The sequence below is a fragment of the Rhodoferax sp. GW821-FHT07F03 genome (genome assembly GCF_059418745.1).
The window spans coordinates 94,737-118,704 of the sequence record NZ_JBWKQM010000002.1; the positions used below are offsets into that span (position 1 = coordinate 94,737).

The following is a 23,968-nucleotide window of genomic DNA, read 5'->3' on the forward strand; positions in this document are numbered from 1 at the left end:
TCCTGTTGGTTTAGTGGGAATTGACACGGGTGGTTGCGCTGTCGGGTGACGGCGCGGCTGGGGCAACCGCCATATGCAGCTCGGCAATACGGCGTTTGATGGATTGGCCACGCTTGCGCTGTGCGTAGCCTGCGATACCGATGGAGACCAGCAAGGTCAGTCCGTTGAACAAGGGCTCGACGAAGAAGGCGCCGCCAAATTGCTGGATGCCCGAGATGCCGACGGCCAGAATCGCCACGCCCACCAGACTGCCCCAGACGTTGACGCGCCCGGGCCGGATGGTGGTGGAGCCCAGGAAGGCGCCGACCAGGGCCGGTAGCAAGAATTCCAGACCCACGCCGGCCTGGCCGATCTGCAGCCGCGAGGCCAGCACCACACCGGCAAAGGCCGACAAGGTGCCCGAGGCGACGAAGGCGCCCATCACGCATTTCTCCAGCGCAATGCCGTTCAGCACGGCGGCCTTGGGATTCGAGCCAATTACATACAGTGCGCGGCCAATCGGGGTGTGCTCACTGACCAGCCACAGCACCACTGCAATCGCCAGCACATAGAAGGCGGTGATGGGCAGGCCCACAAAGTCCGAGCCGGCAATGTTCAAGAAGCCATCGGGCAGCTCACCCAGCACCTGGCGGCCGCCGCTGTGCCACAGCGCCACGGCGTACAGCACGGTGCCGGTGCCCAGTGTGGCGATGAAGGAGTCGATCTGCGCCTGCTCCACCAGAATGCCGTTCAGCAGGCCAAACAGCGCGCCGCACAGCAGCACCACCAGCACCGCGGCAGGCCAGGGCAGGCCGAACTTGGTCTGCAGGCTGATCGCCAGGATGTGCCACAGCACGATGCCGTAGCCCACGGTCAGATCGATCTTGCCGGTCATCATCGGGATGGTGGCGGCCAGCGCCAGGATGGCGATCACCGATTTGTCGCTGAGGATGGAGCGCAGGTTGAACAGCGTGGGAAAGCTGTCCGGCAGCAGGATGGAAAACAGCAGGATCAGCCCGAGCGCCAGGGCCGGCAGGCCGTATACCGGGATCAACTGGCCGATGCCGGCCAGCAAGCCTTTGTGTTGGCTGTCGAAGGATGGGTCCGGCTCTAGCGCCGTGGCTTTGATGGAACTGCTCATGGTGTGGTTGTCTCCGTTAATTGGCTTGTTGTTGTGTTTTGCTGGCCCGATGCGGCGACCAGCAGGCCGGCCACGCTGAGCGCATCGCCGGTGAGTTCGGTGGCGACCTGGCCGTCGCGGAAGACCAGGGCGCGGGTGCAGACGTTGGCCACCTCTTCAAAGTCGGTGGACACCACCAGCACGCAGACGCCGGCATTGGCCTGCTCGCGCAGGATGTCGTAGATCTGGCGCTTGGCGCCCACGTCCACGCCGGCGGTGGGTTCCTCCAAAATCAATAGCGGCAACCGCAGGTTGATCCAGCGCGCCAGCACTACTTTTTGCTGGTTGCCGCCGCTGAGGTTCTGCACATCGGCCTGCGGCGCAGGCGGGTTCACGTCAAACTGCTTGATCAGCGCGCGGGCCTGTTTTTCCTCGGTGGTGCGGCGCAAGCGGGCCAGCAGCGAGCCCAGCACTAGAGCCGGATTCGGGAACAGGTTTTCCTGCACGCTCAAGTTGGCACCCAGGTTTTCCTCCAGCCGGTCAGCCGCCACCAGGCCTACGCCCAGCGCGATCGCGTGCGCCGGGTTGCGCGGTGCGATGGCCTTGCCGCCCAGCAGCATGCGGCCTTGCGACACCTCGGCCAGGCCGAACAGCGCGCGGCTGATGGCCTCGTGGCCGGCACCGCGCAGGCCGATCAGGCCCAGCACCTCGCCCTTGCGCGCATCCAGGCTTACCGGGCCCGCATTGGCCGAATACACCTGGTCCAGCTGCAGCACCACCTCGCGGCTGCGCGCATCGGCCTTGGCCAGGGTGCCGGAAAATTTGCGGCCCACGATCAGCTCCACCAGCTCGGTATCGGTGGTCTGGGCCGTGGTGCGGGTGCCGACCAGCTTGCCGTCGCGCATCACCGCGGCGCGGTCCGAGATGTCCATGATCTCGTCCAGGCGGTGCGATACGTAGATCATGGCCACGCCCTGGCTTTTGAGTTGGCGCAGCAGCTCGAACATGCGCTGCACATCGGCCATCGGCAGGCTGGCCGTGGGCTCGTCCAGTACCAGCACCTTGGCCTGGGTGTCCAGTGCCCGGCCGATGGCCAGCAGCGACTTTTCGGCACGGGTCAGGGTGAAGACGCGGCGTCGCGGGTCGATATCGCAACCCACATGGCCCAGCACGCGGGCGGCGTTGCGCTCGGCCTGCTTCCAGTCGATGAAGCCGCGGCGCTTGGGGAAGCCCATGCCCAGGGCTACGTTCTCGGCCACCGTCATCCACTCCACCAGGCCCAGGTCCTGGTGGATGAAGGCGATGCCCTGCTGGTCCTTGGGGCGGGCACGCCAGGTGGACTCCGCTTCGCCCTGCAGCGTGATGCTGCCCACGTCTTGCGCATAGACGCCGGCCAGGATCTTGATCAGCGTGGACTTGCCGGCTCCGTTCTCGCCCAGCAGCGCCAGGATTTCGCCCTGGAACAGGTCGACGGACACGCCATCCACCGCCTGGGTGCCGCCGAAGCGCTTGCCCAGGTTCTGGATGCTGACAACCGGCGCGGTGACAGGAATACCTTCGTGCTGCGCACTGCGGTGCGAGCTTGCTTGGGGGCGGCCCGGCGCGGCGCTCATAGCATCACCACCCGCGACACGTCGGGCTCGCGCTGGGTGGCGATGAAGCGGTCGAACTTCAGCGTCTCCATGTTGAAGTAGCCGAGCTTGTCGTTGTCCTGGCTTACAAAGGCCAGGGGCTTGGTGGGGTGGTAGCTGAGCGCGATGGCGCGGGCTTCCATGGGGATGTGGGCCAGCTCCTTCAGCGTCACCGGATCGACCACGCTGAGCGAGCGCTCGCCGTAGTTGGTCACCACGATGCGACCATCGCGGTACAGGTACAAACGGGTCGCATCGTCGCGGCTCGGTGCGCTGCGCAGTACCTGCATGGTCGCGGTGTCGATGGCCGCCAGGGTATTGCTCCAGCGGCAGGTCACAAACAGCGTTTTCTCGTCCTCGCTGAGTGCATAGCCCTCGGGCTTATCGCCGGGCGCGCAGGCCTGCGGGGCAAAGGTCGCGTCATAGGGTTTGATCTTGGTCACGGTGTGCGACAGCAGGTTCATGGCATAGGCGGTCTGGCCGTCACGCGTCAGCGCGAACAGGTGGGACTTGATGCCGCCGGTAGGCACAGCGCGGCGTGGCGCGGTGTCGGTGGCCGGGTGGTCCAGCACCACCAGCTGGGCGCGGTCCTCGCTCAGCGCGTAGAGACGGTCCTGGTCGTCGATCTGCATGCCGTGCAGGCGGTTGAACGGCGCGATGTCGATGGTGCGCGCCAGGCGTTTTTCGGCGATGTCGATCTGGAAGATGCTGGTGCCGCCTTGGCCCAGGTGGCCCGATGTCTCCACGCCGTAGTGGCCGATGTAGGCGTAGCGCTGCGCCGCGTCCACCACAAATTCATGCGGAAACTCGGGTAGCTGCACGCTGTGCAAGCGTGTGCCGCTATCAATATCGTAGTAGCTGAAGCAGTGGCTGCACTTTTCCACCAGCAGCAGGATTTCTTTGGACATGGTTTTTCAGTTTCCTCGGGTGTGGAGGGTGATGCGGTACAGCGAGGTGCTGGCCGCGATGAAGAGCTGGTTGCCTTGCGGCCCACCAAAGCAGAGGTTGCCGATCTTTTCCGGCACCGCGATCTTGCCCAGCAGCGTGCCGTCCGGGTGGTAGACCTGCACGCTGTCTTCGCTGCTGGTGTAGACCCATCCCTGGGTGTCGAGGCGAAAGCCGTCCGACAGACCGGGGCTGACTTCGGCGAAGACACGTGGGTTGTGCAAGCTGTTGTCGGCCGCCACGTCGAACACGGCGATGTGGTGGTGGCCTTGGCCCGAGGGCGCCAGTGCCGCCGAGGTGTCGCTCACGTACAGCAGCGACTCATCGGGCGAGAACGCCAGGCCGTTCGGCTCCTGCACCCAGGTGCTGGCGGCAGTCAGCACACCGGTGGCCGGGTTGAAGCAGAACACGTGGTTGGCTGCCTGCTCCGGCACCGCCTTGTGGCCTTCGCGGTCGCTGAGAATGCCGTAGGGCGGGTCGCTGAACCAGATGCTGCCATCGCTTTTGACCACGATGTCGTTCGGTGAATTCAACCGCTTGCCCAGGTAGCGGTCGACCACCACTGCGTCGGCGGTGGTGGCGTCGATCCGGCCGTTGCGCATGGGTGTACGCACAATCGCGCGCTGGCCGTGCGAGCAGTGCAGCAGGTCGCCGTTCAGGTCACGGGTGTGGCCGTTGGTGAACTCTACGGCCTCACGCCACACGGTCATGCCATCGGCGGCAGACCAGCGCAGCATGCGGTTGTTGGGGATGTCGCTCCACAGCACACAGTTGTCTTCATGTAGCCACACCGGGCCTTCGCTCCAGGTGGCGCCGGTGCACAGGCGCTCCAGTTGGGCATCCTGCAGAACCGCTTTCAATCGAGGATCAAAAATGGTGCTCATATCCCAGCCCGTGGAGTCTGTGGAGCCGAGCCAGGCCCGGGAATGAAAGAAAGGGAACGCATGTTCAATAGTGTTCGTTGATATTGCGGAAGGGGCCGAACTTGGCGCGCTGGTAGGCCTGCGGCGGCTGGCCGGCAAAGTTCTCGGGAATCGCAAAGCCTTGGGGGCGTAGCGCCGCATCAGGATAGAGCTTGACCCGGTTCGGGTTCTGCCCGCGCGGCGTAGCGTCGTCGTTCACAAAGGCGGCAATGTCCAGTGCCTCGGCAGGGGTGAGCTGTGGTTTGTCGGCGCTGGCGCCAAACGGCATGGACGCGCGGATGTAGCGCGCCAGCAGCGGCACGGCAAACATATGGCCGGCGTTGTCGTAGGTGTCGCTGCCCGCCAGCGGTGGGAACAGGTAGCCCGCACCGTTGGCGAAGTCCGGCTTGCGCTGGCCGGTGGCGTCCACGCTATGGCAGGCCTGGCATTTGGCGACAAACAGTTTCTGGCCCCGCACCGGATCGGCGGCACGGGCGATGGCTTTCATTGGCAGCAGACCCGCGCCGTCCATGGCCGCACCGGTTTGCGTATCTTGTGCCAGCCAACGCAGGTAGGCCATGATGGACTGGAACTCCGGCGTATCCACCTGGATGGGCACGGCGCCCGCGCCAAACATGCCGAGTGCACGCTGCTCCAGCGAAATCACCTTGCCAGACTTGATGTCGAACTTGGGGTAGTCATTGACCGCGTTGACCAGGGGTAGGGTGAACTTCTTGCTGCCGGGCAGGCCGGAGGGGCCGGCTTGGTGGCAGTTGACGCAGTTCAGGCTGTTCCAGTTCATGCGTTTGCTGGCATCGGGGGCCAGCTTGCCCACTCGCATTGAGGTGTTGCGCAGGATATCGATGCCGTCGCGGATCTGATCGCCTTCGGGGCCCGCTGGAATGCGCGCCTCACTGGGTTCGCGCCAGGGTTGCTGTGGCCGTGCGGCATAGCGTGCCAGCAGAGCCTGGGCCTCGGCGGTAGGCAAGGCGTCACCCACCTTGTAGGGGGCCACGTCGAAGGCCTGGGCCAGACCCGAGGCACACAGCAGCAGAGAGAGAAAAGCACGGCGCATGGGTTTATTCGACGATATTGAACTGGTCGAGGAACTCGGTGTTCAGGCTCAGACCCAGGCCGGGCAGGTCGTCGCGCAGCTGCACAAAGCCGTTCTCGGCTACCGGTTCGCCCTTGAAGATGTAGTAGAACAGTTCGTTGCCCACTTCCACGTCGAACATGGGGAAGTACTCGCTCATCGGGCTGGCGATGGTGCTCATGGTCAGGTGGTAGTTGTGCATCTGGCCGGCGTGCGGAATCACCGGCACGCTGTAGGCCTCGCACAGCGCGTTGATCTTGTGCGCGGCGGTGATGCCGCCGACGCGGTTGGTGTCGTACTGCACCACGCTCACGGCCTTGCGTTCCAGCAGCTGCTTGAAGCCGTAGAGGCTGAATTCATGCTCGCCACCGCTGATGGGCACGATGTTCATGGCGTTCAGTTCAGCATAGCCATCGATGTCGTCGGCGATCACTGGCTCTTCCAGCCAGCGCGGCTCGAACTTGGCCAGCTTGGGCAGCATGCGCTTGGCGTATTCCAGGTTCCAGCCCATGTAGCACTCAAGCATCAGGTCGTTGTCGTAGCCAATGACTTCGCGCACGGCTTCGACCGACTTCAAATTCTCGGCAACGCCCTTTTGCAGATGCGCGGGGCCGTAGCCAAAACGCATCTTGAAGGCGGTGAAACCCTGGTCCTTGAACTTCTGCGCTTCCTTCTGCATTTCATCCAGGTCGGTGCGGTACAGCTTGCTGTAGTAGCAAGGGATTTTTTCCTTGGTGCGGCCGCCCAGCAGCTTGAACACCGGCTTGTTCACCGACTTGCCGAGGATGTCCCAGATCGCCAGGTCAATCGCCGATATCGCTGCCATCGTCACGCCCTTGCGACCCCAGGCGTGGGTGGCGCGGTACATGCGCTGCCACAGGTATTCGTAATCCCAGGGGTCCTGGCCCAGCACCAGCGGCGTGAGGTATTCGTCGATGATGGCTTTGGCAATCTTCGGCGCCAGCGCCACATTGCCCAGGCCGAGGATGCCGTCATCGGTTTCAATTTCCACCACCGTCCAGGAGTGGAAGCGGAAGGTGCTCATGGTCTCGGTCTTGGAATACACCAGGTCCATGGCGTTGGAGCAGAAATTGCCTTGGGGTGGAACGGTCTTGCCCTTCCATTCAAAAACACGGGCGCGGACGGATTTGATTTTCATGCAGAGTCTCCTGTTTCAGTGGTTGTGCGTGGCCAGGCCCATGCGGGCGGCAATGCGGAAGGCGTTGTAGGTGGCGTTGACGTCGGCTTTGCCCTGGCCGGCGATGTCATAGGCCGTGCCGTGGGCCGGCGTGGTGATGGGCACGGGCAGGCCGCCCTGCACGGTCACGCCCTTGCTGAAGCCCATCAGCTTGATGGCGATCTGGCCTTGGTCGTGGTACATGGTGACGATGGCTTGGTACTCACCATCGCGGGCTTTGAGGAAGATGGTGTCGGCCGGGAACGGGCCCCCCACCGCAATACCTTCTTCGGCCAGTTCACGCACTGCGGGCTGGATGGTGTCGATCTCTTCACGTCCGCAGGTGCCGCCGTCGCCGCCGTGCGGGTTGAATGCGGCCACGGCCACCTTGGGTTGGGTAAAGCCTGCGGCCTGCAGCGAGCGGTAGATCAGCCGCGTGGCATCCTTGATGCGGTCCTTGTTGAGGTAGCTGGCGGCGTCTTTCAACGGGATGTGCGAAGACACGCGCGAGGTCCACAAATCGCCCAGCGTGTTGAACTCGCAAAAGTAGCTGCTCACGCCCAGGTATTCGGCGAAATGGTGGAGTTCATCTTCATGCTTCAGTCCGCCTTGCTTCATGGCGAACTTGTTCAGCGGGCCGAAGCAGATGGCGTCCACCTCGCGGCGCTTGGCGGCATCCATGCAGGCATTCAGCACGGTCAGCACCGATGCGCCGCCGGCTGCCTGGGCCTGGCTGCGCTGCACTTGCGCGGCGGCGACGGTGTCCATCGCCAGCCAGGCGGCTTGCGTGGTGTCAGCCCGGTTGCGGACCTCGGCGAAGCTGTTCACCGGCTGGGTGGCGACCTGCAGGCCGGCGGTCTTCTGCCCATCGGCCCAGAGCCAGGCGTCTCCGACCAACACGACGTTGGCGTGGCTGAGGGCGTCGGTCTGGCCCAGTAGTCGGGCGATCAACTCAGGGCCGATGCCGGCGGGGTCGCCCAGGGTCAGGGCGACGACGGGTTTCTGTTCCATGGCGAAGGTGCTTTCTTGGTGGTGTTTCCGAGCGGAGACAACCAAGCTAAGCCCGCATGGCGGGCTGCACCTGAATTTGTCTCCGAATACTTTCTTATGGCTGCATCTTAGAAAGTCGATTGATTCCCGTATATTGAAAGTATTTGATGAATCAATTCCTTGGGGTTATCAATTGACAGCCACGACCGACACCACCAGCCAGTTGCTGAACCGCTTGCGCATGCGCCAGATCGCCTTGCTGCTGACGATTGGCGAGCATCGCACCCTGCACGCCGCATCGCAGCAGATGGGCATGACCCAACCGGCGGCCACCAAGATGCTGCACGAGCTGGAAGATGCCCTGGGCCAGCGCCTGTTCGACCGCGTGGGCCGTGGCCTGACCCTGAACGCGGCTGGCCTGGCGGTGATGGACACTTTCCGCGGCATGCGCGGCACCATGGAGGCCCTAAACCGCGAGCTGCAGGAGCTGCGCCTGGGCGGCGCGGGCAAACTGTTCATCGGCTGCATCATGGCGGCGTCGCCCGGCCTGCTGACCGACACGCTGATCCGTCTGCGCGAGGAGTACCCGCTGCTGTCGATAGAGATTGCCGTGGAGACCAGCGACCGCCTGGTGGAGCAGCTGCGTGAAGGCGCGCTGGACGTGGTGATTGGCCGCATGCTGGGCCCGGCCACGCAGAACCATGTGTTCCGCCCCCTGGGCGAGGAGCCGCTTTCGGTGGTGGTGGCGACCGACCATCCCTTGGCCGAGCGCAGCAGCGTGTCGTTTGACGACATGCTGCAATACCCGTGGATCTTGCAGCCGCACGGCAGCCCCATGCGCGAGGTGCTGGAGCAGGAGTTCCGCGACCACCACACCAGCTTCCACCGGGGGCTGATCGAGACATCGTCCATCCTGACCACCACCAATCTGATTTTCAAGACCCAGATGATTGCGGTGATTCCCGAGTCCAGCGCCAGCCGCTACCAGACCCACGGCCTGTTGAAGATATTGCCCTACACCATTGCCCACAAGCTAGCCGCCTACGGCAGCATCGTGCGCAGCGACCGGCCGGTGAGTGCGGCAGCGGCGCGCTTTTTGGAGCTATTGCACTCTTGAATGTTTTGGGCCGCTGGCGCAGAAGATACCTGCGCAGGCAGCTATCAAAAGCATAGTGCTAGCCCAGCGTGACCAGGCGGTCGCCAGGGGCCTGCGCATCGGCCGTGAGCTCGTCCAGCTTCTTCAGCTGGGCGTACAGCGGCGTGAAATCGGGCGCCGTCAGGTCAAACAGCTGCTGGAAGTTGTCGATGACGAAGTAGGTCTGCTGGTAGCTGTCGATCTTGTAGCGGGTGCGCATGCAGCGCAGCACGTCCAGCAGCAGGCGCTGCGGCTCGGGGCTGCGCACGCTGTGCCGCAGCTCGCCGGACGAGCTCAGGATGCCGGCGCCGTAGGCCCGCAAGCCATCCGTCTGGCGCACCAGGCCGAACTCGATGGTGTACCAGTACAGGCGCGACAGCTGCTCGCAAGCGCCCAGACCATGGGCCTTCAGCCCGCCCGCGCCATAGGCCTGCATGTGCTCGGCAAACACCGGGTTGAACAGCAGGGGCACGTGGCCAAACATGTCGTGGAACACATCCGGCTCGACGATGTAGTCCATCTCCTCGGGTGTGCGTATCCAGTCCGTCACCGGGAACTTGCGGTTGGCCAGCAGGGTGAAGAACGGCACCTCGGGGATCAGCCCGGGCACAGCCACCACCTCCCAGCCGGTGGCAGGGCGCAGCCGCTCGTTGATTTCCTCGAAGCGTGGAATCCGGTCTTTCACGCCCAGCAAGGGCAGGGCGGCAATGAATTCATCGCAGGCCAGGCCGGGCACCAGGGCCGACTGGCGCTCGAACAGCTGTCGGTAGGTGTCGTGGTCCTGCGCGGTATAGGCCGCGTAGTTCTGCGGACAGGTGTAGTCGGCCAGCACCAGGCCGTCGCGCACGTAATCGCCACGCGGCGGACGGCTGCCTTCGCCGTAGATGACGGGCGCGGGTGGGGTGTTCAGTGCAGCCATTTGTCTGTCGTTGCCTTGTATTCGCCAGTGGCCTGCGCCAGGTGCAGCCACTGGTCCACAAAGGCCTTCATGGCCACGTCGCCACGCGGCAGCAGATAGGCCATTTCGCCGTACTGCAGCGGCTTGTCGGGGTTGACGGCACACAGGCCGGGTTTGAGCTTTTGCTGTACCAGGGCTTCGGCGGCTTCGGTCACGAATACGTCGGCGCGGCCTTGCAGCACTTCGTCAAAAATCGTCAGGTTCTCAGAATGGATGGTCAGCGTGGCCTGCTTGTAATTGGCCTTGGCAAACTTCTCGTTGCTGCCGCCGGGGTTGGCCACGGCACGCACACCGGGCTTGTCGATGTCGGCCAGGGTTTGGAACTTGGCCACGTCGGCGCAGCGCACGATGGGGGTCTTGCCGTTCACCATGTAGGCGGTGCTGAAGAAGGCTTTTTTCTGCCGGTCGGTGGTGACCGAGATGCCGCCTACGCCGATATCGCATTTGCCACCCACCAGGTCGGGCAACAGATTGGCCCAGCTGGTTTTGACGAACTCGACCTTGGCACCCAGGGCCTTGGCCAGCGACTGGACCAGGTCGGCGTCTATACCCTCGAACACGCCATCGGCCCGCAGAAAGCTGAACGGCTTGTAGTCGCCCGGCGTGCAGGCGCGCAATACGCCGGTTTGCATCACGGTGTCCAGCGTGGAGGCGGTCTGCGCCTGTGCGCCCAGGGCACTGCCCAGGGTCAGTGCGAACAGAGTGGCGGTGCGGCGTAACGAAAGCTTCATGGTGTTCCTGTGGTGGAGTGGGGGAAGGGCGAGAACTGCGATTCACTGTAGTCCCGCGTGAACACAATTTTTATGCGAATGCAGAAACATTTGCGACATTGGCGCAGCTAAGCTGCAAAATAATCCATATGGAAGCATTGGACAAGATAGATCGCCTCATTTTGCGCAGCCTGCAAGCCGATGGTCGGGCCACTTACGAGCAACTGGCCGAGGCCGTGAGCCTGTCGCCCAGCGCCGTGCTGCGCCGGGTCAAGCGGCTGGAGGACTCGGGCGTGATCGACCGCTACGTGGCGCTGGTCAAGCCCGAAGCCGTGGGCCTGGGCTTGACCGCCTATCTGAACGTGCGGCTGGAAAAGCACACCGAGATCCACAAGCGCAACCCCATGGACGTGTTTCGCGCCAGCGTGCAGACCTGGCCCGAGGTGGTGGAATGCGCGTCCCTCACCGGCGAGATGGACTACCTGCTGCGCGTGGTGGTGGCCGATATGCAGGCGTACTCGCGTTTCATCATGGACACCCTGCTCAAGCATCCCAGCGTGGAAGACTGCAAGACCAGCTTTGTGCTGGACCATGTGAAAGTGACCACCGCGCTGCCGGTTTGAGAGCGTGTTTTCAAAGTCTGGCCGGCGGAACTATTCGGCATATTCCGGGGGAATTGCCCTTGGGATGCGCGGAGGCGGACAGGAGGCCTTGGGGTTTTAGGTACAAACCCTTATATTCCAGCCATGGTTGAACCTACGCATGCTTTGAAGACGACCCCAGCCGGGCGGGAGTCTCTGCTGTCCGATTTTGGGCGGACAAAGCCTGCCGATGGCAGCAGCTCGGTGCTGGTGCCCATACGCTCCCTGGGCGAGGGCCACCGTGCACGCATTGCCGCCCACTTGCTGGCGCTGGATGCGCAGGATCGGTTTCTGCGCTTTGGCTATCCGGCGCAGGACCACAACATCCAGGCCTATGTGGACGGCCTGAACTTCGAGCGCGACGACATCTTCGGTATCTACAACCGCCGCCTGGAGTTGATCGCCATGGCCCACCTGGCCTACACGGTGAACCCCGAGTTCAAGGCCTGTGCGGAGTTTGGCGTGTCGGTGCGTAGCAAGGCCCGTGGCCGTGGCTACGGTGCGCGCCTGTTCGAGCGCGCCACCATCCATGCGCGCAACCAGGGTGTGGAGTTGTTGTTCATCCACGCGCTGAGCCAGAACACCGCCATGCTGAAGATTGCCCGCAATGCGGGCGCCGTGGTGGAGCGCGACGGCACGGAAACCGAGGCCTTTCTGCGCTTGCCGCCGGCTACGCTGGACAGCCGCATCGCTGAAATCGTGGAAGAGCAGTTCGCCCAGACCGATTACCGCTTGAAGATCCAGGCCAAGCATTTCTGGGATTTTCTGGAAAGTCTGCAGACAATGCGTCAAGGGGGCGTGAAGGGCAAAAAAACTCGCTGATGCGAGGTATTTGCCCGGTTTTACCCTTTGTTCACAGCAATCCGCTATCCTAGCGGCTTCTTAACAACCGCACGTCCTGCGCCCAAGGCTGTGTCAGACCCGTATCCCGCGCGCTCGTCCTTCTCCGCTCCCGAACGCGAAGACAAGCGCGGCTTCTTGCAAAAGTTGGCCGAATTCATCCATCCCGGCCCCGATTCGCGCGACGAATTGCTAGAAACTCTCTCCGACGCCGAAGAAAACCACATCATTGGTGCCGAGTCCCACGCCATGCTGGAGGGCGTGATCCGCATGGCCGACATGAGCGCTGGCGACGTCATGGTGGCCGCCACGCGCATGGACTTGCTGAACATCGCAGCTCCGTTCGACGAACTGCTGCACGTGGTCATCGAGACCGCCCACTCCCGTTTTCCGGTGTACGAGGGCGAAAAAGAAAACATCATCGGCATCCTGATGGCCAAGGACCTGCTCAAGCTGCAGCGGGCGCCCGAGCTGAACATCCGCGCCCTGTTGCGTCCAGCGGTGTTTGTGCCGGAAACCAAGGGCTTGAACGACCTGCTGCGTGACTTTCGCGGCAACCGCAATCACCTGGCCATCGTGGTCGATGAGTTTGGCCGCATCGCGGGCCTGATCACCATTGAAGACGTGCTGGAGCAGATCGTCGGCGAAATCGAGGACGAGTTCGATATCGCCGAGGACGAAGGCGACATCTTCGGTCTGGCCGACCGTACTTACCGCGTCAGCGGTGACACCTCCATCGACCGCGTCAACGAAGCCTTTGGCGTGAAGTTGGCCGGTAGCGACCCGAATGACGCGTTCGACACCATCGGCGGCCTGATCGCCCATGAAATGGGCCATGTGCCCAAGCGCGGCGAACACCACGCCATGGCGGGCCTGAACTTTCTGGTGCTGCACGCCAAAGGCGGTGCGGTGCGCTGGTTCAAGGTCTCCCCGGTGGCCGACGGCGACAACACCGGCTGATGCGCCGCCTGTTGTTGCGACCCGGCGCCAGTGTGGCGCTGGTGCTTTGCGTGCTGGCGGGATTGGCACAGGCGGTGTCCATAGCCACGCCCTGGAACGGCCAGCCACTGTGGTGGCTGCAAATCCTTTCTCTGTCTGTATTGGTCTGGCTGCTGCAAGGCAGTGCCACGCCCCGGCAGGCCGGGCTGCGCGGCTGGCTGTTCGCCTGGGCCTGGCTGTCGGGCACCTTCTGGTGGCTGTTTATTTCCATGCACACTTACGGCGGCCTGCCAGCGGTGCTGGCCGTGTTGGCGGTCGGTGGACTGGCGGCCGCCCTGGCCTTGCTGTATGGCTTGGTTTCTGCGGGTTTTAGGGCGCTTGCGCCTGTAAATTCTGCGCTGAGTGCTATCGTTTTTGCATCATTCTGGCTGCTGGCCGAGCTGGCGCGTGGGCAATGGTTGACCGGCTTCCCTTGGGGTGCCGGCGGCTACGCGCAGCTGGATGGCCTGGCTGTGTTCGCCCGTTATGTGGGCGTGTACGGCGTGGGCTGGGTGGCGGCGTTGGTGGCGGCCTGGCTGGTGGCGCGACATTGGTGGGGTCTGGGGGGCGTGCTGCTGCTGGCTCTGGGTGCCGGTTCTTTAAGCTTGCCGCCGAGCGACCCGCAGGCCACGTTGTCGGTGAGCCTGCTGCAGGGCAATATCCCGCAGGACGAGAAGTTCCAAGCCGGCACCGGCATTCCCATCGCGCTGCAGTGGTATGCGCAGCAGCTGGGCCAGGCGCAGACCCCCTTGGTGGTGGCGCCGGAAACCGCCGTGCCCATGCTGCCGCAGGAACTGCCAGCGGGCTACTGGCAGTCTCTGCTGCAGCGCTTTGCCACGGGCGAGCAGACCGCCCTGGTCGGCGTGCCCTTGGGTAATGCGCGCGATGGCTACTTGAATGCTGTGGTCGGCTTGCAGCCCGGTCAGCCGCAGATGTACACCTATGCCAAGCACCACCTGGTACCTTTTGGTGAGTTCATCCCGCCGCTGTTCAAGTGGTTCACGCAAATGATGGACATCCCGCTGGGTGACTTCAACCGGGGGGCGGTGGGCCCGGCATCCTGGCCGGTGGCCGGCCAGCGCTTGGCGCCGAACATCTGCTACGAGGATTTGTTTGGCGAAGAGCTGGGCGCGCGTTTTATCGACCCGGCGCAGGCGCCGACCATCTTTGTCAACGTCAGTAATATCGGCTGGTTTGGCGATTCGCTGGCCATGGACCAGCACTTGAGCATCTCACGCATGCGCACGCTCGAATTCGAGCGGCCCATGCTGCGCGCCACCAATACCGGCGCCACTGCCATCATCGACCACCAGGGCCATGTGCTGCAGGCGCTGCCGCGCTTGACCCGCGACGTGCTGGTGGGCGACGTGCAGGGCCGGGGGCTGAACGCTACCAGCGGCTGGCGCATCACGCCCTATGCCTGGTGGGTCTCGCGCTGCGGGCTGTGGCCGCTGTGGCTGCTGGGCGTGTTGACCTGGTTTGCGGCTTGGAAATGGGGCCGGCGCGCACCTAGGGAAAAACCCGGCGTATGACGTGTGTGTGACGGGTTATGCCTACAAGGCATGGCTCTTGCGTAGTGTTTTGTGGGAGCACCGATACCATCGGGCACCTCTGATTTGAGGCGTGTTTCCACAAGCAAAATTACCAGGAGCCATTTGTATGCGAGCCCATTTCCGGATCGAAAAATTCATTGCAGGTACCGCCATCGCCGCCTTGTCCGCGCTGGCTACTTTGGCCCACGCCCAGACAGCCAAGCCCAACGTGGTGATTCTGGCTACCGGCGGCACGATTGCGGGCGCGGGTGCATCGGCATTGAACAGCGCTACCTATGCCGCTGCCAAGGTCGGGGTCGAAAAGCTGATCGCCGGCCTGCCCGAGTTGGCCAATGTGGCCAATGTGCGTGGCGAGCAGGTGTTCCAGGTGGCGTCTGAAAGCCTGACCAACGACAACCTGTTGACTCTGGCCAAGCGTGTTTCGGCCCTGGCCAAGCAGGCTGACGTGGACGGCATCGTCATCACCCACGGCACCGATACCGTGGAAGAAACCGCCTACTTCCTGACCCTGGTGGAGCACACCAACAAGCCCATCGTGATGGTCGCCTCCATGCGCCCCGGTACGGCCCTGTCGGCCGACGGCGCGCTGAACCTGTATGACGCGGTAGCCGTGGCCGGCAGCAAGGACGCCATGGGCAAGGGCGTGCTGCTGACCATGAACGACACCATCGACAGCGGCCGTGACGTGAGCAAGAACGTCAACGTCAAGACCAACGCCTTCTCCAGCCAATGGGGCCCGCTGGGCATGATCGTGGAAGGCAAGAACTACTGGTTCCGTGCCCCGGTCAAGCGCCACACCATGAACTCCGAGTTCGACATTGACACCATCACTTCGCTGCCCCAGGTGGAAATCGCCATGGGCTATGAAGGTGTGGCGCCCACCGCCATCGAAGCCCTGGGCAAGAGCGGCATCAAGGCGCTGGTCCACGGTGGTCCGGGCAATGGTTCGGTGGCCGACCGCATCGTGCCCTACCTGCAAAAAGTGCGTGCCGATGGCGCCATCGTGATCCGCAGCTCGCGCGTGCCGGACGGTTTCGTCATCCGCAATGCCGAACAGCCTGACGACAAGTACGACTGGGTGGTCGCCAACGACCTGCGCCCGCAAAAAGCCCGCATCCTGGCTATGGTAGCCCTGACCAAGACCTCGGACACCAAGGAACTGCAGCGCATATTCTGGGAGTATTGAACACCCCCAGGCTACACGCTTCGCGTTTTCGCCAACCCCCTTGCAGGGGGCGATACCAGCGGACTGGCAGAGCCAGATCCGCGGTATCTCTGGAATGGGGAGGGACGTCTTTAAACGCTTGCTCTGAAAATGATAGCTGCTACCGCATATAAAACATGCGCTAGCGGCTATTTTTTTGGTTCAAGTGGCACTTGCTTGGAGGGGGAGGGGCGGCCTTCGCGCCAGGCTTTGGCGCGTGCCTTGGAGGCCCGTGCGGTGGCCCGCCGTTCGCGCTGGTGTTTGCGGTGCTGCAGGACCAGCGCCCACGCCACGACGGCCAGCAGCACCACGACGCCGCCGACCAGGTACGCCATAAACCACGCAAAATTGCTACCTGTCTGCTCCATTCGTCCTCCTGTTCTGCAACTTGTATGTAAATGTAAGTGATGTGTGGGCGCTCGGCCCTCCGACTTGGCAGAGTCGGTTTGCGGGCCAAGGTTCGCGGCCCCGTAAAATCAAAGATTAGTCCGCCTCCGGCGGCCTCTTCTTTTGCAGACCTCCATGAAGACATTCCAGCAAATCATTCTGACCCTGCAGTCCTATTGGGCTGACAAAGGCTGCGCCCTCCTGCAACCGTATGACATGGAAGTGGGCGCGGGCACCTCGCACACCGCTACCTTTTTGCGCGCCATCGGCCCCGAGCCCTGGAAGGCCGCCTATGTGCAGCCCAGCCGCCGCCCCAAGGACGGCCGCTATGGGGAAAACCCGAATCGTTTGCAACATTACTACCAATACCAGGTGGTGCTCAAGCCCGCACCGGCAAATATCCTGGAGCTCTACCTGGGTTCTCTGGAAGCGCTCGGCTTTGATTTGAAGAAAAACGACATCCGTTTCGTCGAAGACGATTGGGAAAACCCCACGCTGGGCGCCTGGGGCCTGGGCTGGGAAGTCTGGCTCAACGGCATGGAAGTCACCCAGTTCACCTACTTCCAGCAGGTCGGCGGCATAGACTGCAAGCCCGCCACCGGCGAGATCACCTACGGCCTGGAGCGCCTGGCCATGTACCTGCAAGGCGTGGACAATGTCTACAACCTGGTCTGGACCGAAGGCCTGAATGGCGAGAAACTGACGTATGGCGATGTGTACAAGCAGAACGAGGTCGAGCAGTCGACTTACAACTTCGAGCACAGCGACACCGACTTCCTGTTCACCGCCTTCACCGCGCACGAAAAGCAGGCCAAGCATCTGGTAGCCGAACAACTGGCCTTGCCCGCCTATGAACAGGTATTGAAAGCCGCACACAGCTTCAACCTGCTGGACGCACGCGGTGCCATCAGCGTGACCGAACGCGCTGCTTACATGGGCCGCATCCGCAACCTGGCCCGCAGCGTGGCGCAAAGCTACCTGGACAGCCGTGCCCGCCTGGGCTTCCCGATGGCGCCCAAGGAGTGGGCTGCTGAAGTCCTGGCCCAGATTGAAAAGAAAGCCGCCTGATATGACCGTGAAGAATCTATTGGTGGAGCTGTTTGTCGAAGAGCTGCCACCCAAGGCCTTGAAGAAACTGGGCGACGCGTTTGCCGGCGTGCTGCTGGAGCAGCTGCAGGCCCAGGGCCTGGCCAGCGCCGAATCGCAAGTCACCGCGTTCGCTTCGCCACGCCGCCTGGCCGCGCACATCACCGCCGTGGCCGCATTCGCTGCCGACAAGGCCGTGTCCGCCAAGCTGATGCCGGTGGCTGTGGGCCTGGGTGCCGATGGCCAAGCCACGCCTGCGCTGCTCAAAAAGCTGCAAGCCCTGGGCGCCGACGCATCCGCCGTCGCCAGCCTGAAGCGTGCCATGGATGGCAAGGCCGAGGCCTTGTTCCTGGAACGCACCGTGGCCGGCGCGCGCCTGCAGGAAGGCCTGCAAAAAGCCCTGCTGGAAGCCATTGCCAAGCTGCCCATCCCCAAGGTCATGACCTACCAGCTGTCCAGCGGCTGCGCGCTGCCCGGCTGGAGCAGCGTCAGCTTTGTGCGCCCTGCGCACGGCCTGGTGGCGTTGCACGGTGCCGACGTGGTACCGGTGGAGGCCCTGGGCCTGCAGTCCGGCAACACCACCCACGGCCACCGCTTTGAAGCTGCCGTCGATCCCGTGGTGTTGAAAGATGCCGACAGCTACGCCGCCACACTGGCCCAGGACGGCGCCGTCATCGCCAGCTTTGCGGATCGCCGTGCTGACATCGTGCGTCAGCTAAATGCGGCTGCAGCGCAGATCGGTGGTGGCGTGTGTGCTATCGAAGATGAAGCATTGTTGGACGAAGTCACCGCCCTGGTCGAGCGCCCCAATGTGCTGGTCTGCAGCTTCGAGGAAGAATTCCTCGGCGTGCCGCAGGAATGCCTGATCCTGACCATGAAGGCCAACCAGAAGTACTTCCCGCTGCTCGACGCGGCCGGTAAGCTGACCAACAAGTTCCTGGTGGTCAGCAACATCAGCCCGGCCGACGCCAGTGAAGTGATCGGCGGCAACGAGCGCGTGGTCCGCCCGCGTCTGGCCGATGCCAAGTTCTTCTTCGACCAGGACCGCAAGAAGACGCTGCTGTCGCGCGTCGAAGGCCTGGGCAAGGTGGTCTACCACAACCAACTGGGTTCGCAGGGCGAGCGCGTGGAGCGCGTGCGCGCCATTGCCAAGGCAATTGCACAGCAGTTGGGCGGCAACGCGCTGGCGGCCCAGGCCGACCAGGCTGCGCAACTGGCCAAGACCGACCTGGTGACTGACATGGTGGGCGAGTTCCCCGAGCTGCAAGGCACCATGGGCCGCTACTACGCACTCAACGACGGCCTGAGCGCCGACGTGGCTGACGCGATCGAAGACCATTACAAACCCCGATTCGCTGGCGACGGCCTGCCGCGCAACCCCGTGGGTATTGCCGTGGCCCTGGCCGACAAGCTGGAAACGCTGGTGGGCATGTTCGGCATCGGCAACCTGCCTACCGGCGACAAAGATCCGTTTGCCTTGCGCCGCCATGCCCTGGGCGTGATCCGTATGTTGGTTGAACAGAGTTTGAATATCCCGCTTGAACCACTATTGGCTACTGCGTTCAGTGTTTTGAATGACATGTCTATTCAGCGCGAGGTTTGGGATAACCAGCAGGCCAAAGAGTTGGCAATAAAGATTGCTGCTGCCAATGGTGGTTTGGTTGCACATTCGGCCAGTTTTTCTCCGCGCGTTTACGACAGTTCAACAGTCAGTAACTTGCTAACCTTCTTCTACGATCGCATGGGTGGCTCCCTGCGCGAGCAGGGCTACAGCGCCCAGGAAGTGGACGCCGTCCTCGCCCTGCGTCCGCAGCGCCTGGCCGAGGTGCCTAAGCGCCTGGCTGCCGTGCGCGCCTTTGCCGCGCTGCCAGAAGCCGCAGCCCTGGCAGCCGCCAACAAACGCATCGGCAACATCCTGAAAAAGGCTGCTGCGGTGGTGGACCCCCATGTCAGTCCCGTGCTGCTCAAGGAAGCCGCCGAAGTCGCGCTCTTCGAAGCCATGCAGCAGGTGGCTCCTGCGGCCCTGGCGCAGTTCGAGGCTGGCGATTACACCGCGTCTTTGCAGTCCCTGGCGGCACTGCGTGCGCCGGTGGATGCGTTCTTCGACGGCGTCATGGTGAATGCCGAAGAGATCGACGTGCGCCTGAACCGCCTGGGCCTGCTGCAAAGCCTGCACGACGCCATGAACCGCGTGGCGGACCTGTCCAAATTGGCCGCGTAAACCTGAAGCCCATGCCCGGAGCCCACGCCATGAAACTCGCCATCCTGGACCGCGACGGCACCATCAATGCCGACAGCAGCGATTTCGTCAAGTCGCCGGAAGAGTGGCTGCCGCTGCCGGGTGCGCTGGAGGCGATTGCCAAGCTCAACCATGCGGGCTGGCATGTGGTGGTGGCGACCAACCAGTCCGGCCTGGGCCGGGGGCTGTTCGACATGGCTGCGCTGAACGCCATGCATGCCAAGATGAACAAGCTGCTGGCGGCCGTGGGCGGCAAGGTGGACGCGGTGTTCTTCTGTCCGCATGCGCCGGATGAGGGCTGTAGCTGCCGCAAGCCCGCGCCCGGCCTGTTCGAGCAGATTGGTGACCGCTATGGTATTGAGCTGCAAGGCCTGCCGACCGTGGGTGACAGTCTGCGCGACCTGCAAGCCGGCATCGCGGCCGGCTGTGAGCCGCACCTGGTATTGACCGGTAAGGCCGCCTGCTACCGTGGCCAGGCCAGCCTGCCGCCCGAATATCCGGTGGGCACTTGGGTGCACCAGGACTTGCTGGCCTTCGCCAACTTCGTCATCGGCCGCGAGCAACCCGCCAAGGCCTGATTTCCGTTTGCTATAGTTTATATAGCTGTATGCGCAGATGAAACCTGCGCCAACTGCCTAAAAGATACCCATGCCTTTCATCCGATCAGTGCTGCACATGCTGTTTTTGGCGGTGACCGTCGTCCCTTGGGCCCTGGCGGTGCTGTTGATTGCGCCGTTTGCCGGTGCGACCCGCATCTACTGGGCCTGCGCACGCTGGCTGAAGCTCTCGGTGGACAGCGGCACGGCGATCCTGGGCATCCAGAATCGCATCACCGGCATGGAGAACCTGCCCACCGATCCCAAGGCGTCGGTGGTGCTGCTGGTCAAGCACCAGTCCACCTGGGAGACCCTGGTGATGCCGGCCATCATGCCGCGCCCGCTGGCCTTTGTGTTCAAGAAAGAGCTGCTGTGGATACCGTTTTTTGGCTGGGCCATGGCCTGCATGGACATGATCCACATTGACCGCAGCCAGGGCAGCCAGGCTTTCAAGAAGATGGTGGCGTCCGGCAAGCGCCTGGCGGGACAGGGCACCTGGATCATCCTGTTCCCCGAAGGCACGCGTATTCCGCGCGGCCAGGTCGGCGAATACAAGACCGGTGGCACCCGCCTGGCCATCCAGTGTGGTGTGCCGGTGGTACCGATTGCCGTAACCGCCGCTAAATGCTGGCCGCGCAAGGCCTTTATCAAGACCCCGGGCATTGTGGACATTTCCATAGGCAAGCCCATTCCGAGCGTGGGCCGGCGCCCGGACGAGCTGATGGCCGAGGTGCAGGCCTGGATCGAAGCCGAGATGCGCCGCCTGGACCCGGACGCCTACCGCTAAGAACCTGTTGACGACCCCAAAGAGTTCGTTAACACGTTCTTAGCCCGACGGGGCGGTTTTCTATCCTCCATTTGGAGGGCATATTGGCAAGGCGTGCGGGTGGTCGCGTCTAGAATTTGCGCTCGCTGGTGGCTTCCTTCCACCGTCTGCTGTGCAGGCAAGGGCCTGCGCCTCGCCCCCTCTCTATTCCCAACCACACCGACTTATGAAAAAGCTTTCTGTGATCGCCATGGCGCTGCTGTTGGCGGCGTGCAATACCGTTCCCAAATCTGGCGACGCCAGTAGCAAGGCCGCGGAAACGGCGGCAGCAGCCAATGCGGCCGCGGCTGCAGAAGCGGCAGTGGAAGCCGCCGCGCCCAAGGTGGTCTCGGTGTCTGATGTCGAGCTCAAGAGCCTGGCGGTGCAGATGCAAACCCGTCTGGACAACATCAACCCGCTGGGTCCGCGCGACCGCTATGTGTTGCGCCTGGCCCGCTTGACAGCCAAGCTACAGAACGAAGACGGTCTGAGCCTGAACTTCAAGCCCTACCGCAACCCCGTACCGGACGCCACGCCCTCACCCGACGGCTCGATCCGTGTCTACAACGGGCTGATGGATACTTTGAACGATCCCGAGCTGCTGGCCATGTTGGGCCGCGAAATCAGCTTTGTGAAGAGCGGCGCGGCCATGTTGCGCCTGCGCACGGCCTACCAGGCGTTTGACGGTGCGAAGAGCGTCACCACCTTCAGCAACGCTTTGGACAATCTGTCCGACGCCGACTTGCAGGCGATTGGCGAGCAAGTGGAGAAGAACCCGTTCACTTCCAGTGCCGACCTGGATGCCGACGACTACAGCCTGGCTTTTCTGAAGAAGAACCATATCGACCCTAAGGCCCTGGAGCACGCGCTCCGCAAGCTCGCGGTCAAGGGCCAGCGCGACAAGGCGACCGCTTTGCTGTACCCCGACGCCAAGGGCCGCGCGGACCGCGTACGCGATCTGCTGGCGGTCAAGAAATAAGATTCAGCGCTTACTGCGCACATGAAAAAGGCAGCCTGGGCTGCCTTTTTTGTTGCTGCTGACAGCTCTAAAAACTGTCCCAGTCGCCTTCTGCTCCGGCGGACTGAGGGGCCTTGGGTCGGGCCAGCGCGGCGGTTTTCAGCGTGGGTGCGGGCCTTTGCGAAATGGCCGGGCGTGCCCCGCCTTGGGGTGGGCGTGGGGTCTGGACGATGCGAGGGGCGGCGGCGTTGCTTTGCGGGGGGAGCTTGAAGACCTCTACCGCACCGACCAGCTCGTCGGCCTGGGTACGTAGGCTGCTGGCGGCGGCGGCCATTTCCTCTACCAGCGCGGCGTTTTGCTGCGTGGCCTGGTCCATTTGCGTGACCGCTTCACCCACCTGCGAGACCCCCGAGCTCTGCTCTGAGCTGGCCGAGCTGATTTCACCCATGATGTCCGTCACGCGGCGGATGGAGCTGACTACCTCTGTCATGGTGACGCCGGCCTGGTCCACCAGGCTGGAGCCTTGCTCCACCCGCTGCACGCTGGCGCCTATCAGGTCCTTGATTTCCTTCGCGGCCTGGGCTGAACGTCCGGCCAGGCTGCGCACCTCGCTGGCCACCACGGCAAAGCCCCGGCCCTGTTCGCCGGCGCGCGCGGCTTCCACCGCGGCATTCAGCGCCAGGATATTGGTCTGGAAGGCAATGCCGTCGATCACACCGATGATGTCGCTGATCTTGCGGGACGAGTCGTTGATGCCCTTCATGGTCTCCACCACCTGGGCCACCACCTCGCCTCCTTTGACGGCCACGGTGCTGGCGCTTTGGGCCAACTGGTTGGCTTGGCGGGCGTTGTCGGCGTTTTGTTGCACGGTGGAGCTGAGCTCTTCCATCGAGGCTGCGGTCTGTTCCAGCGCGCTGGCCTGCTGCTCGGTACGGGCGCTCAGGTCGCTATTGCCCTGGGCGATCTGGGCGCTGGCGGCTGCCACACCCTCCGCATTGCTGCGCACGCGGCCTACTGTGCCGGTCAAGGCGTCCTGCATGCGTTTGACCAGGGCCATGGTGCTGGAGCTGTCGTTGTGACGCAGCACAATCGTGTGGCTCAGGTCGCCATCTGCGACGCGTTGCACCGCATCGTTGACTTGCGCCGGTTCGGCCCCGAGTGTGCGGGTCAGGTTGTGGGTAATGGCCCAGGTCAGCAGGCTACCTATGCCTGTGGCTGCAATCGCCAGGCCGACCATCACCATGGCATAGAAGGAGGCGCTGCCGCCTGCTGCATGGGCCAGGTCGCTGCCCACCTTGCTCTGGTACTCGGTTACGTCGTCCACGGCTTTGAAGAGCTGGTTTTGTTTGTCGCGGATGTCGCCGGTGAGCAGCGCAATGGCTTCATCGGCCTTGTTTTGCTTGGCCAGCTCGATGACACGGTCCACGCCTTGGTTGTAGGGGGCTTGTGTTTCGTTCAGCGTCTTCAGGTAGCTGCGTGCCTCGGCGCTTTTGACGGTGCGGTCCAGTACCGTCAGCAGCTGGTTGTTTTGGGCGCGTGCATCGGTAATACGTTTCAACTCCGCATTGCTGGCGGTCGCATCGGGTTTGATCACGATGTTGCGTACCGAGCGAGCCACGGTGTTCAAGTTGTCCTTGATATCGGAGAACTGGTTGATTTTCACCATGCGGTTGTTCGCAATTTCGTCCAGGCTGTTGGCCATTTGGCGCATTTGGATGGCGCCCACCAGTGCAATGGCGATGCCGATCAGGGTGGCCGAGCCAAAGCCCAGCATGAGGCGGGTGCCAATTTTGAGATCGTTGAGCTTCACGGTGCGCCTTTCAGTGTGGTCGGGCGGGGCCAGGTTTGCGCGGGGGGCTGCAAGGTGTATACCTTTGCGGCAAGGGCTGGCAATGGTTTTTAGTCCTTCGCGCCTGGGTGGTCAAGAGCCGGCATGGTTGGTACCAGCGTCCACGGTAAACTTTATCGCTATGCGCAGCCTTCTGCAGTTCACCCTGGATCTCTTTGCCCCTGCGCCGGCGCCTGAGCCTGCCCCGCGCTT

Annotated in this window: 22 protein-coding genes; 11 read left to right on the plus strand and 11 right to left on the minus strand. The window is 63.1% G+C overall.

What is annotated here, in order from left to right; all coding sequences use genetic code 11:
* Nucleotides 1-10 precede the first annotated feature (10 nt).
* From AC07R0_RS03060 to AC07R0_RS03090, 7 genes are all read right to left on the minus strand, one after another.
* Nucleotides 11-1,120, minus strand: a complete 1,110-nt coding sequence (locus AC07R0_RS03060) for an ABC transporter permease (protein ID WP_495103756.1) — start codon at nt 1,118-1,120, stop codon at nt 11-13.
* The gene (locus AC07R0_RS03065; protein ID WP_495103757.1) at nt 1,117-2,712 is read right to left on the minus strand and encodes a sugar ABC transporter ATP-binding protein; all 1,596 of its coding nucleotides are present in this window, start codon (nt 2,710-2,712) and stop codon (nt 1,117-1,119) included. Before AC07R0_RS03065 ends, AC07R0_RS03060 begins: the two co-directional genes overlap by 4 nt.
* Complete coding sequence (locus tag AC07R0_RS03070) at nt 2,709-3,638, minus strand: YncE family protein (protein ID WP_495103758.1); 930 nt, start codon at nt 3,636-3,638, stop codon at nt 2,709-2,711. Before AC07R0_RS03070 ends, AC07R0_RS03065 begins: the two co-directional genes overlap by 4 nt.
* Nucleotides 3,639-3,644: 6 nt before the next feature.
* Nucleotides 3,645-4,559 carry an SMP-30/gluconolactonase/LRE family protein gene (locus AC07R0_RS03075; RefSeq protein WP_495103759.1) on the minus strand — a complete coding sequence of 305 codons (915 nt, stop codon included), beginning with the start codon at nt 4,557-4,559 and terminating at the stop codon, nt 3,645-3,647.
* 64 nt (nt 4,560-4,623) lie between these two features.
* Entirely contained in the window at nt 4,624-5,652 is a 1,029-nt protein-coding gene (locus AC07R0_RS03080; RefSeq protein ID WP_495103760.1) for a c-type cytochrome, read from the minus strand.
* 4 nt (nt 5,653-5,656) lie between these two features.
* Nucleotides 5,657-6,829 (minus strand): L-rhamnonate dehydratase, encoded by a 1,173-nt coding sequence (locus tag AC07R0_RS03085; protein WP_495103761.1) that lies wholly within the window; start codon nt 6,827-6,829, stop codon nt 5,657-5,659.
* 15 nt (nt 6,830-6,844) lie between these two features.
* A complete protein-coding gene (locus tag AC07R0_RS03090) occupies nt 6,845-7,858 on the minus strand; it encodes a 4-hydroxythreonine-4-phosphate dehydrogenase PdxA (RefSeq protein ID WP_495103762.1) in 1,014 nt (337 codons plus the stop codon).
* 220 nt (nt 7,859-8,078) lie between these two features.
* Between AC07R0_RS03090 and AC07R0_RS03095 the strand changes: the two genes are divergently transcribed.
* A complete protein-coding gene (locus tag AC07R0_RS03095) occupies nt 8,079-8,954 on the plus strand; it encodes a LysR family transcriptional regulator (protein WP_495103958.1) in 876 nt (291 codons plus the stop codon).
* Nucleotides 8,955-9,012: 58 nt separating this feature from the next.
* On the opposite strand, the gene phhA is transcribed toward AC07R0_RS03095, so the two are convergent.
* Together phhA and AC07R0_RS03105 are read right to left on the minus strand one after the other, a co-directional pair.
* Nucleotides 9,013-9,891 carry a phenylalanine 4-monooxygenase gene (gene phhA / locus AC07R0_RS03100; protein WP_495103763.1) on the minus strand — a complete coding sequence of 293 codons (879 nt, stop codon included), beginning with the start codon at nt 9,889-9,891 and terminating at the stop codon, nt 9,013-9,015.
* The gene (locus AC07R0_RS03105) at nt 9,879-10,661 is read right to left on the minus strand and encodes a transporter substrate-binding domain-containing protein (protein WP_495103764.1); all 783 of its coding nucleotides are present in this window, start codon (nt 10,659-10,661) and stop codon (nt 9,879-9,881) included. The genes phhA and AC07R0_RS03105 overlap by 13 nt, the downstream gene beginning before the upstream one ends.
* 128 nt (nt 10,662-10,789) lie before the next feature.
* On the opposite strand from AC07R0_RS03105, the gene AC07R0_RS03110 reads away from it, so the two are divergent.
* The 5 genes from AC07R0_RS03110 to AC07R0_RS03130 all read left to right on the plus strand — a co-directional run bounded on the left by AC07R0_RS03110 (nt 10,790) and on the right by AC07R0_RS03130 (nt 15,838).
* Nucleotides 10,790-11,263 carry an Lrp/AsnC family transcriptional regulator gene (locus tag AC07R0_RS03110; RefSeq protein ID WP_490591031.1) on the plus strand — a complete coding sequence of 158 codons (474 nt, stop codon included), beginning with the start codon at nt 10,790-10,792 and terminating at the stop codon, nt 11,261-11,263.
* A 123-nt stretch (nt 11,264-11,386) separates the two neighbouring features.
* A complete protein-coding gene (locus AC07R0_RS03115; protein ID WP_495103765.1) occupies nt 11,387-12,103 on the plus strand; it encodes a GNAT family N-acetyltransferase in 717 nt (238 codons plus the stop codon).
* Between the two features lie 90 nt (nt 12,104-12,193).
* Complete coding sequence (locus AC07R0_RS03120; RefSeq protein WP_495096934.1) at nt 12,194-13,081, plus strand: CorC family transporter; 888 nt, start codon at nt 12,194-12,196, stop codon at nt 13,079-13,081.
* On the plus strand, nt 13,081-14,631 hold the full coding sequence (lnt, locus tag AC07R0_RS03125) for an apolipoprotein N-acyltransferase (protein WP_495103766.1): 1,551 nt from the start codon (nt 13,081-13,083) through the stop codon (nt 14,629-14,631). Before AC07R0_RS03120 ends, lnt begins: the two co-directional genes overlap by 1 nt.
* A 127-nt stretch (nt 14,632-14,758) precedes the next feature.
* Entirely contained in the window at nt 14,759-15,838 is a 1,080-nt protein-coding gene (locus tag AC07R0_RS03130; RefSeq protein ID WP_495103767.1) for a type II asparaginase, read from the plus strand.
* Between the two features lie 167 nt (nt 15,839-16,005).
* Here the strand turns inward: AC07R0_RS03130 and AC07R0_RS03135 are convergent, their stop codons facing one another.
* Nucleotides 16,006-16,224: a hypothetical protein gene (locus tag AC07R0_RS03135; RefSeq protein WP_495096937.1), complete on the minus strand. Its 219-nt coding sequence runs from the start codon at nt 16,222-16,224 to the stop codon at nt 16,006-16,008.
* 154 nt (nt 16,225-16,378) lie between these two features.
* Here AC07R0_RS03135 and glyQ point away from each other — a divergent pair, with 154 nt between their 5' ends.
* The 5 genes from glyQ (at nt 16,379) to AC07R0_RS03160 (ending at nt 21,948) form a co-directional block, all read left to right on the plus strand.
* Nucleotides 16,379-17,311 (plus strand): glycine--tRNA ligase subunit alpha, encoded by a 933-nt coding sequence (gene glyQ / locus AC07R0_RS03140; RefSeq protein WP_495073960.1) that lies wholly within the window; start codon nt 16,379-16,381, stop codon nt 17,309-17,311.
* Nucleotide 17,312: 1 nt separating this feature from the next.
* Nucleotides 17,313-19,550: a glycine--tRNA ligase subunit beta gene (gene glyS, locus AC07R0_RS03145; RefSeq protein ID WP_495103768.1), complete on the plus strand. Its 2,238-nt coding sequence runs from the start codon at nt 17,313-17,315 to the stop codon at nt 19,548-19,550.
* A 29-nt stretch (nt 19,551-19,579) separates the two neighbouring features.
* A complete protein-coding gene (gene gmhB / locus AC07R0_RS03150; RefSeq protein ID WP_495096939.1) occupies nt 19,580-20,146 on the plus strand; it encodes a D-glycero-beta-D-manno-heptose 1,7-bisphosphate 7-phosphatase in 567 nt (188 codons plus the stop codon).
* 70 nt (nt 20,147-20,216) lie between these two features.
* Complete coding sequence (locus AC07R0_RS03155) at nt 20,217-20,951, plus strand: lysophospholipid acyltransferase family protein (RefSeq protein ID WP_495103769.1); 735 nt, start codon at nt 20,217-20,219, stop codon at nt 20,949-20,951.
* 205 nt (nt 20,952-21,156) lie between these two features.
* The gene (locus AC07R0_RS03160; protein ID WP_495073956.1) at nt 21,157-21,948 is read left to right on the plus strand and encodes a M48 family metalloprotease; all 792 of its coding nucleotides are present in this window, start codon (nt 21,157-21,159) and stop codon (nt 21,946-21,948) included.
* 67 nt (nt 21,949-22,015) lie between these two features.
* Here AC07R0_RS03160 and AC07R0_RS03165 read toward each other — a convergent pair whose 3' ends face one another.
* Complete coding sequence (locus tag AC07R0_RS03165) at nt 22,016-23,737, minus strand: methyl-accepting chemotaxis protein (RefSeq protein ID WP_495073955.1); 1,722 nt, start codon at nt 23,735-23,737, stop codon at nt 22,016-22,018.
* Between the last annotated feature and the right edge of the window lie 231 nt (nt 23,738-23,968).

Excerpts from the sequence above, each read along its gene's own strand:
- AC07R0_RS03060 (WP_495103756.1), bottom strand. The coding sequence starts at position 1,120 with ATGAGCAGTTCCATCAAAGCCACGGCGCTAGAGCCGGACCCATCCTTC.
- AC07R0_RS03065 (WP_495103757.1), bottom strand. The coding sequence starts at position 2,712 with ATGAGCGCCGCGCCGGGCCGCCCCCAAGCAAGCTCGCACCGCAGTGCG.
- AC07R0_RS03070 (WP_495103758.1), bottom strand. The coding sequence starts at position 3,638 with ATGTCCAAAGAAATCCTGCTGCTGGTGGAAAAGTGCAGCCACTGCTTC.
- AC07R0_RS03075 (WP_495103759.1), bottom strand. The coding sequence starts at position 4,559 with ATGAGCACCATTTTTGATCCTCGATTGAAAGCGGTTCTGCAGGATGCC.
- AC07R0_RS03080 (WP_495103760.1), bottom strand. The coding sequence starts at position 5,652 with ATGCGCCGTGCTTTTCTCTCTCTGCTGCTGTGTGCCTCGGGTCTGGCC.
- AC07R0_RS03085 (WP_495103761.1), bottom strand. The coding sequence starts at position 6,829 with ATGAAAATCAAATCCGTCCGCGCCCGTGTTTTTGAATGGAAGGGCAAG.
- AC07R0_RS03090 (WP_495103762.1), bottom strand. The coding sequence starts at position 7,858 with ATGGAACAGAAACCCGTCGTCGCCCTGACCCTGGGCGACCCCGCCGGC.
- AC07R0_RS03095 (WP_495103958.1), top strand. The coding sequence starts at position 8,079 with ATGCGCCAGATCGCCTTGCTGCTGACGATTGGCGAGCATCGCACCCTG.
- phhA (WP_495103763.1), bottom strand. The coding sequence starts at position 9,891 with ATGGCTGCACTGAACACCCCACCCGCGCCCGTCATCTACGGCGAAGGC.
- AC07R0_RS03105 (WP_495103764.1), bottom strand. The coding sequence starts at position 10,661 with ATGAAGCTTTCGTTACGCCGCACCGCCACTCTGTTCGCACTGACCCTG.
- AC07R0_RS03110 (WP_490591031.1), top strand. The coding sequence starts at position 10,790 with ATGGAAGCATTGGACAAGATAGATCGCCTCATTTTGCGCAGCCTGCAA.
- AC07R0_RS03115 (WP_495103765.1), top strand. The coding sequence starts at position 11,387 with ATGGTTGAACCTACGCATGCTTTGAAGACGACCCCAGCCGGGCGGGAG.
- lnt (WP_495103766.1), top strand. The coding sequence starts at position 13,081 with ATGCGCCGCCTGTTGTTGCGACCCGGCGCCAGTGTGGCGCTGGTGCTT.
- AC07R0_RS03130 (WP_495103767.1), top strand. The coding sequence starts at position 14,759 with ATGCGAGCCCATTTCCGGATCGAAAAATTCATTGCAGGTACCGCCATC.
- AC07R0_RS03135 (WP_495096937.1), bottom strand. The coding sequence starts at position 16,224 with ATGGAGCAGACAGGTAGCAATTTTGCGTGGTTTATGGCGTACCTGGTC.
- glyQ (WP_495073960.1), top strand. The coding sequence starts at position 16,379 with ATGAAGACATTCCAGCAAATCATTCTGACCCTGCAGTCCTATTGGGCT.
- glyS (WP_495103768.1), top strand. The coding sequence starts at position 17,313 with ATGACCGTGAAGAATCTATTGGTGGAGCTGTTTGTCGAAGAGCTGCCA.
- gmhB (WP_495096939.1), top strand. The coding sequence starts at position 19,580 with ATGAAACTCGCCATCCTGGACCGCGACGGCACCATCAATGCCGACAGC.
- AC07R0_RS03155 (WP_495103769.1), top strand. The coding sequence starts at position 20,217 with ATGCCTTTCATCCGATCAGTGCTGCACATGCTGTTTTTGGCGGTGACC.
- AC07R0_RS03160 (WP_495073956.1), top strand. The coding sequence starts at position 21,157 with ATGAAAAAGCTTTCTGTGATCGCCATGGCGCTGCTGTTGGCGGCGTGC.